Genomic DNA, 9323 nt, shown 5'->3' on the forward strand with positions numbered 1-9323 from the left:
CCGTAATCGCCGGCATCGGTCACGTTGCGCGCCGTCAGCAAAAACGGCATACCACTGTCGCTGATCATATACGATTTACGGGAAGCAGGGTATTCCACGTCCAACGGCAGATAAGCGCCGCCGGCCTTCAAGATCCCCAGCATCCCGACCACCACCTCCATGCCCCGCTCCAGCAGCAACCCTACGATCACGCCCGGCTTAACGCCCTCGTTGCGCAGATACGCCGCAACCCGGTCGCTGGCAGCGTGCAGCGCCGCATAACTCATGGTGTCGCCATTGAACGCCAGGGCAGTACGGCCGGGATGCAGCGCGGCCTGCCGCTCAAACAGCCGGTGTACCGTTGCCTCCGAAGGATATCCTACCTGGCTGTGGTCCAGCGACAGCAGCAACGACGATGCTGCTTCCGCGGACAACAGCGGGATAGAAGAGAGGCGCTCATCCGGCGAGGAGATGAGGTTATAGGCCAATTCGTAAAAGTTATGCAGGAAATCCGCTACCGTCGCGCTATCCAGGTACTCTTCATTAAATACCAGCTTTCCTGCTAACCTGTTGTCCCGAAGCTGCAATAACAAGTTCAGGTCATATTTTCCGTATCCCAGATTTGTTTCCTGTTCGGTTACCAGCAGCGCTGCCGTTGATGGCAGATCATTGGTTGTTTCTTCATATTGGAAAAGCACGTCGAACAGCGCGGTCCTGGCCATATCTTTTTCCGGCGCCAGATCGGCCACCAGCTTGTCAAAAGGCATCTCGCTGTGTGCCATACAGCTGTCATAAATGGCCGACAAAGTATCCAGGTAGTTTTTAAAAGACTGGTCTTCCCGTACAAAACTCCTGATCACCACCAGGTTGGCGACCGGACCGATCATTCCTTTGAGCGTTTCAACATTCCTGTTATCAGCGCTGGCGCCAATGACAATTTCTTCATGCCGTGCATACCTGTACAACAATACCTTAAAGGCGGCCATTAATATCAACCCGACGTTCTGGCCGGTCGCTGCCTGGTATTCCAGCAGTTTTTCAGTAATCCGCTGGGGCCATGCGATATCAGCCACCGCGGCCTTATAGATATGTATTTTTGCTCTTGGCCTGTCTGTTGGCAGTTCAAGCGCCTTTAACCTGCCACCGGACAACAGCTGGTCCCAGAAAGGGAATAAATGAAATTCCAGGTCCTCAAAACGTTCCCGCTGCCATGTTGAAAAATGATGATAAGGTACTACCGGTACTGCCGGCACCGCATTGCCACCGGCGTAGTAGTTATCAAGAAGTTGACGGGCCAGCAGTTTAACGGAATAGCGATCTGCTATGGCATGATGGAATACCAGGACCATCCGGAACCGTTTCTCTCCTTTATTGATCAGCAAGCCTCTCACCAGCAAACTGTCCAGCTTCATTGGCGTATTGATTTCTTCGCTGGTAACTGCTTCAACGTCCTGGTCACTGTCAATGGCCGCATAGCGGAACTGAAACCCGGAAACCGTGATCTCCCGCTGCGTGATACGGTCGTCTGCATTCTCTATAACCGTTCTTAATATCGCATAACGGTCAAGTAACGTTTGTACGCTCTGCGCTAACAGCGGGACATCCGGCGTTCCTTCCAGATCAAGTATCAATGGGATATTATGGTAAACCGGGCCGCCTTCATACAGGTCACCTGCTTCAAAATAATCGATGAACCACATGCGTTCCTGGTGATAAGAGGCTGCCAGGGGGCTATGCTGAGCGCAATGGACGATCTCCCCGAACAGCTTTTCCTTCTCATCAGGTGTCAGCAGCGCCACGCTTTTCAGGGGGACCCTTCTGTTTGCCAGTAGTTTACCAAGCAGGTTAAAGAACCGGCTGGCAATGGTATTTACAAAAGCAGGAAGATATAAAGTACCGTTATAGCTGATATTCAGGCTTAATCCCCCTTCGCTGGTATCAAAACGAAAAAGCAGCCCCACCGGTAGCTCCCCGAAAGCAGCATCAGACTGTATTTCGTCCACCATCATCCCGATGCAGGATGACCAGGGCAATGCCGTCTTCGCTTTTCCCAATATGCGTTCCACAGGGTAGTTGCTATATCCGAGGTCTCTCACCAGGTTATCTTTCACGGCGGCCACCAGCTCCGCAAATGTCAGGGTTTCTGCCGCGTGCATACGAAAAGGAATGATGTCATCTCCTCCGACCCTGTTATCTTCATTTTTATAGGTGGGGGTAAACACCATGATATCGGCCGAACTGGTGTACTTACTCATCAGCGCCCCGATAGCGGCCATCAGCACGATATGTTTCGCCGCCGCAGATCCGGCCAGTTCATTGAAAGCCTGCTTTACAGCCTGGTCAGCGGTAATGGCGCAACTATCCATGCCAGCAGTCAGCGCTGCTACCGGCAACTCCCGCCTTTTAAAATAATTTACAAACTGAAAATCCGACAATCGGTTTCTCCAGTAATTCTTCGCGGCGATATTACTGTTTATGTCAAGTGCGGACAAGTCCAGGGTCGATTGCTGTTTCATCATATAAGGCTAACTAGAGGTTGAGAATGATATGATCCTTCATCACGTTATCGGGCACGGTATTATAGCCGGCCAGAGAAGACAGGCTGATATCGGGATTTTCTGCAATAGTGTTAAACAACGCCGTCAGCCTGTCTACCAGCAGCGCTGCGTCTTTTGCCAGGAAATAAGATGACTGGTATTCAAAACGGAACGTATAGGCATCTTCACGTCCGGAAGCAAACAGTGTGACAGGATATTTGGCGGCGGCATTGCTTAATTCGAAGGGCGTCAGCAAATGGTCCGCGTCAGTGGTGTTGACATCAAAATCCTGGTAAACAAACACGGCTTTGAACAATTCGCTCACATTAGCGCCCCTGGAAGCATTCAGCTCACTGAAAATATCGGACAGGTCGAATTGCTGGCGGCTGATCACCTCTACAAGATGGGCATGCATGGCTTTTGTAAAAGACCGGAAAGTGAGATCTGTGTCCAGCTGATACCTGACCGGCAATGTCTTTACAAACATGCCCGCCACACCTTCCAGTTCATGCTGCAAACGGCCGGAGGTGCTAATCCCCGCAATAACGTCTTCCTGTCCTGTCAGCAGCGCCAGGAAGACAAAGAACACCGTAAACAGGCCGGACGAAACTGTGATCTCCTCTTCTTTCAGCATACGGGCAAATAGTAATGCCGACGCTTTTTCGATACTGAAAAAGATGTTACCGCCCGCATCGTCTGCCAGGTCATTTTGCACACCTGTCACAGGAAAATTGGTCGATGGAATGGCGCCTTCGAACTGGTTCAGCCAGAACTCCCGCTGGGACATGTACAATTCCGTTTTCCTGAACTGGCTTTCCCACAAGGCATAGTCTTTATATTGCACAGGTAAGGGTTCCGGCGTTTCGCCATTATAGATCCGGATCAGATCATTAAACAGGATCACCTGCGTAATTCCGTCGCAAACAATATGGTGCGCATCTACCACCAGCACAGCAGTCCCTTTGTCCGTACGGATAATGCCGCAGCGCAGCAAACCAGGCTTACTCAGGTCAAAAGGCCGGATAAAAGCTTGTACTTCCGCTCTCAGTGATGCCTCCCCGGTATGAATAACAGCTATCTCAACGTCAACATGATCCGCGATTCGCTGCACCAGCTGATCATCCACAAAACCAAAATCGGTACGGAGACTTTCATGGCGTTGCACCAGTGCTGTGAGCGCAGCCGCCATTTTCGTTGCGTCGAACGCGCTGTTCAACGTCCAGGCTACGGGCAGGTTAAAAGCCATTCCCGTTTTATTGAGCTGATAGTTATAGTAGATTCTTTCCTGTGCAACGGAAAGGGGATAATCGGGCATTTCCGGGGCTTTGCCAATGGTCATCAGGTTATCGCTATGCAGTTTGCTGATGATCCCGGCCTGTTTTTTAATTGTGAGATGATTAAACAGCTCGCTGAGAGAAATCCTGACATTGAATTCCTTATGAATTCTGCCGATGAGCTTCATGGTGTTCAGCGAGTTGCCCCCTACTTTATAAAAGCTGTCCTCCGTTGATATCTCCTTTTCGCCCAGCGTTTGTTTCCATACCTCCAGCAGCCTGCGCTCTGTTTCATTTTCCGGCGCAACGACAGTATGCTGCGGCGCCTGGGCCAATAGTTCCCTGTAGTTGATCTTCCCGTTAGACAACAACGGAATTGCCTTCACTTCCCGAAAATCAGCGGGGAGCATGTATGACGGCAAATGTTCTTCGAGGTAGCTGCGGCTCAGTTGCCTGATATCTATATCATCTGCGATGTCCTGCCTGCGTACCAGGAAAGCGATCAGCAATTCATTGTTTTGTTCGTCCTGGTGCTTCATCACAACGGCCTGGCGCAGGCTATCCACTCTTTGCAGGACGTGTTCAATTTCATCCAGTTCTATTCTGGCCCCCCGTAATTTCACCTGCCTGTCTTCCCTGCCGATGAGATCTATGTTACCGTTGACCAGCATACGGGCGATGTCCCCGGTTTTAAAGGCTTTTGCTTCTTCTTTTGTTCCGGCATGAATGGTAATAAAGCGCTCTTTGTTCAGCTCCGGTTCATTCAGGTAACCGTTTGAACTATAGGCAGAGATAATGTACAATTCGCCGGGCACCAGCTTTTCACAGGGTGTAAGGTCTTTTTTGGCAATCAATATCTTTGTGCCCGGTATGGGACGGCCAATGGGCATCCTGGGTTGTGCGGCATCGGCAGGCTGTATCCTGTAAAAAGTTCTGATCATGGTGGTTTCGGAAGGGCCATACAAATTCACCAGCCCTATGCGCGCACCAAAGGTGTCGTACCATGGTTTCAGCTCGGCCGGGTTGATTTTCTCACCGGAGAGCAATACGTGTTGCAGGCTTCCATAATCAGCTGCCTGTAACGCATCGTGATTGATCAGGCGGAAAAGGCTGGGGACACAATGGACCAGGTTGATATTGTTTTCGTTTATCCATGTCGTTATATGGGCCGCTTCATGGAATGTCTGTTCTGCCGGGGGAATACAGATGGTACCGCCGGCCAGCAGGGGTACAAAAATATCCCGGAGAAAAGCATCGAAATAAGGGCTGATGAACTGGCTAACCCTGTATCCCGGCCGGATATCGAATTCCGCGATTTCCCATTGTATGAATTGCAGCAGGCTTTCATTCCTTCCCAGAATACCTTTCGGCGTACCGGTAGAACCGGACGTAAAATAAACATAGATGTTGTCCGACTCATCAAAGACAGGATAGCAGACATCAACCGGTCCTTTCTTTTCCGCTAATATGTCCCCGAACAGGAAGGTATGGTCCGGCTTTATTTTTGTGTTCAGGCCGGAAGTAATAAAATATTGCAGCCCCATCTTCTCCACCATACTGTCGAGCCGCTGTTGCGGCAGGTTGCAGTCCACAGGAACAAATACGCATCCGGCGTTCAATACGCCGATGGCAGTGGTGATAAGCGAGGCCCTGTCTTCGAGGTATACCCCCACCATCGTGCCTTTACCGGGATTTCTTTCCAGGAGAAAGGCGGTGATACGGTTGGCATCCGCAAGCAGCTGCGCATAAGAGATGGATATATTATTGCAGTGAATAGCTGTTTCGCCGGCAAATTGCTTTAAACATCTGTTCAGTTCTTCCTGAAAAACCATAGGTGCTATATTTGATTAATTGAAGTATTGCTCCAGCAGGATACCGAAGGTGAGTACCGTCATGAGCACATCATTTTCAAAAGGGGTATTAATGGTAAATCCTTCTGTCGTATAGAGCGATTTCAGTTCTTCTATCATTACCGGATTGAAGATGCCCTGCTGGTTTATTCTTGCTGAAGAAAGGGTATCATGGATGTATTCAATATTTCTCTTCATCAGATAAGGGCTGCCGGGTGCGGTAAATCCAAACTTTTCTCTTTCCACAATTTTTTCAGGAGTAAAGCGGCTTCCCATTTTTTTGAGGACATACTTTTCTTCCAACTCATTCAGCTTCAGTGAGGGGGGCACCGTAGCAGCAAATGTCACAAAATCTTTATCCAGGAAGGGGTAACGGACTTCGACGGAATTAGCCATGGCCATCCGGTCGCCGTGGTCCGATACCAGGTGGTCCACCAGTCGCAGCTTATAATCGATATAAGCCCTTTGGTTTAAGACATCCCTGTTGGCAATACGGCTTTTATCGATAACGAAGTGATTCAGGCAGTTGATGTCATCGAATACCGCAGCGACATCCGCCGAGTACAGGTTTTTCTTCTGTTCACACAACGTTTCAAAGTTATTTTCGTAAAAGAATGCAGGATCGCCCCATACTCTTTCGCGCCAGGCGGCTTCAGTTGCAGAAACAACCTGTTGTTGCCCTGTCATGGCCCTGATCTTATCAAAGCGGTAGCCTACGTACCCGGCAAACAGTTCGTCGGCGCCTTCTCCGGAGAGGATCACTTTGATATTGTTGTTTCTCACCGCCGCCGACAGGGACAAAGACGCCGTATTATAGGATTCTTTTACCGGACACTCCGAATGGTAAACAGCCTGTTGTAAACGTTCACTGATATCGTCAAAGAAGAAGGTCTTCCTGTTGATCTTAGCGCCGATTTCTTTTGCCACCAATTGCTGGTAGAGGGTTTCAGAAAGACGTGAATCAACGAAGTCAATTGAAAACACATGTTTGGCCATCGAAGGGTCCAGCGCATGTACTTTCATGGCAATCATCGAGGAGTCCAGCCCTCCACTGAGATAAAGCCCATATGGCACGTCTGCGCGTAGCCGCAGGCGCACGGCATTTTCAAAAAGCGTCTCCAGGCGGTTGATATAATATTCGGCGGGCATCTCCTCTACAACTTCGTCCTTGTCCGGGAAAACAAGGTCCCAGTATTGGCTTTTGGTAACAAGCCCGTCGTGGTCCACACTTAAAAAATGACCGTTTTCCAGGCTGAAAATATCTTTGAACATCGTTCTGGGACTAATAAGACCGGGAAACGTGAATACCTGGTCAAGTCCCGTCAGGTCTACCCGGGGTTCCACAAGCGGGTGCTTCAGGATCGCTTTTATTTCGGAACCGAATATGAAAGTATCCTGCCGGATCGTGTAGAAGAATGGCAGAATTCCCATGTGGTCACGGGCACAGTACAATGTTTTTTTCTTTTTGTCGTAGAGCGCAAAAGCAAACTGACCGTTCAATTCATTCAGAAAGGCCATCCCATGCTCCTCATAGAGGTGAACGATCACTTCCACGTCTGAAGCCGTGCGAAACCGGTGCCCTTTTGCGCGAAGCATTTCCCGCAGCTCAATATAGTTGAAGATCTCCCCATTGCACAACAACACCACGCTTTCGTCTTCATTCAAAACAGGCTGCATGCCGTTGTCTAAACCGATGATGCTCAACCGGCTGAAGCCCAGCGCCACATTATCAAACTGGTGCACGCACTGACTGTCGGGCCCCCGGTGCAACAGTTGCCTGTTCATGTCCCGGACCACCTGTTCATCATACCCTGTTGTATGCGCCCCATACCTTATGTAGCCACAAATACCACACATATTAAAATTGCTTTAGTAGTTATACATTTACAGTCGTTTCAAGCCGGATATCATCAATCAATGCTTCGCTGTCTTGCGCGATGGCATTGACGATGCGCTGATAGTACGCCACAAACACGTCCATCATGCTCTCTTCATACAACACCGTGCTGTAGATGAATGCGACTGCGTAACCTGCTTCTTTTTCTGATACTTCTATTTTTAATTCGTATTGGGTAGTCTCATGCTGGCGGCCCTGTACAGGAATAAATCCCAGCTCTTTCAGTTCCGCATCGCTGTCCAGCGTATTGGCAAAAGCAAAATGAACATCAAAAACCGGATTACGGCCATCCCGCTCTTCTTCTTCCGCCAATGCTACTATCTGATCGAACTGATAGTCCTGATGGTCCAGTGCGTCCAGTAAGCAGTTTTTGACACCTGCCAGCAATGTATGAACAGGCTGGTCTTCATGGATATCTACTTTCAACGGCAGGATATTCACAAAAGTGCCGACTACTTCCTGTAGCGCCTCATGGCTTCTGCCGGCTGCATCGATACCGGCGATAAGGGTTTTGTTGCCACAGACCTTGTACAACAGTATATAGAAAGCGGACAACAACAACACATAGGGAGAAGTGGCTGCCGTGGCGGCACATTGTTGCAGTTGAAAGAACTGTTCCTCCTGTATTTCCAGCGTTTTGACGGCAGCCGGGTGTATGCCCGGGAAATTACGTTGTTGCATCACCGGCAAATCCAGCCGGGGAAGCTCTCCCGACAGCTGCCGCAGCCAATAGCGTTTGTTTTTGTCGTTGTCTGCCGTCCTAGTAGCCAGGCTGGCGGCGTAGTCGAGGTAATTATATTCAACGGGCGTCAATACTTTCCCCTGGTAGAGGTCCCGCAGGTCTCTGATGAGTATGTTCAGAGAAATACCATCACAGATCACATGGTGGATATCAATCAACAAAAAATCCTTCCACAAGGCATAGCGCATGAGTGGCGCAACGGAAAGATCAAAGGGCCGGATGAACTGCTGCCACACCGCTTCAAAGGGTGCATTTTCAGGGCCTGCGTCTTGCAGCGCAGGCGCGACCTCCGTATCCACTTTTTGTACCAGTCCTCCTTCGCCGAGTTCAAAGCGGGTCCGCAGGCTGGTGTGCCGCTGTTGCAATTGGATAAATGCCGCGTGTATCTTTTCCGGCACAACGGTGTCCGCCAACCGGAAGACCGCGGCTATGTTAAATCCAAGGTTATCCTTATTCAGCATTTGCTGATAGTACAGTCGTTCCTGGGCAGGGGATGCCGCACATTCCTGCTGCGCGCCGGCTTTGAGGAGTTCTATCCCTGCAGCAGGCTGACTGCTCCCGATAAAAGCAGCCATGTCATTCAATACGGCATGTGTAAAGATATCGCGCAGCTCTATGTTACAGCCGAAGTGTTTGTGAACAAGATTCTTCAATCGCATGGCCTTGACAGAGTGCCCGCCCATCCCAAAAAAGCTGGCGGTGGCGCTGATGTCCGACACGTCCAGTTTCAGTACATCGGCCCAGATGGCCGCCAACCGGATAGCAGTATCGCCGGTCGGCGCCGCATAGCCCCCGACTCCCGCTTCGGGAGCAGGCAGCCGGCTTTCATCCAGCTTACCGTTGCCCGTCAGGGGCAGGTGATGGAGATGGAGGTAATACACAGGCACCATATAGGCAGGCAACACCTGCTGCAACGCGCCTTGCAGCGCTGCGCTGTCCTGTGCTTCGTCGGATACGTAGTAGCATGCCAGCTGACCGTTACGCTGCAACACCGCGGCTTCTCTCACACCGGGCTGACGGCAAACATGGTACACGATCTCGCCG

The 9323-nt window shown here is 50.3% G+C and carries 4 protein-coding genes; all 4 read right to left on the reverse strand.

The genetic code is table 11. The features are described from left to right. A partial coding sequence (locus B5D63_RS34410) for a condensation domain-containing protein (RefSeq protein WP_143313378.1) occupies positions 1-2498 on the reverse strand: 2498 nt, incomplete at its 3' end. A gap of 10 nt (positions 2499-2508) precedes the next feature. Continuing rightward, entirely contained in the window at positions 2509-5622 is a 3114-nt protein-coding gene (locus B5D63_RS34415) for a non-ribosomal peptide synthetase (RefSeq protein ID WP_078673430.1), read from the reverse strand. A gap of 15 nt (positions 5623-5637) precedes the next feature. Next, complete coding sequence (gene asnB / locus B5D63_RS34420) at positions 5638-7497, reverse strand: asparagine synthase (glutamine-hydrolyzing) (protein WP_078673431.1); 1860 nt, start codon at positions 7495-7497, stop codon at positions 5638-5640. Positions 7498-7516: 19 nt separating this feature from the next. Continuing rightward, positions 7517-9323, reverse strand: a 1807-nt coding sequence (locus tag B5D63_RS34425) for a condensation domain-containing protein (protein ID WP_143313380.1), incomplete at its 5' end; no start/stop codon positions are given.

Source organism: Chitinophaga eiseniae (assembly GCF_900167135.1).
Lineage (GTDB): Bacteria > Bacteroidota > Bacteroidia > Chitinophagales > Chitinophagaceae > Chitinophaga > Chitinophaga eiseniae.

Bases quoted from the DNA above. Each gene is read 5' to 3' on its own strand.
- B5D63_RS34415 (WP_078673430.1), bottom strand. From the start codon at position 5,622: ATGGTTTTTCAGGAAGAACTGAACAGATGTTTAAAGCAATTTGCCGGC.
- asnB (WP_078673431.1), bottom strand. From the start codon at position 7,497: ATGTGTGGTATTTGTGGCTACATAAGGTATGGGGCGCATACAACAGGG.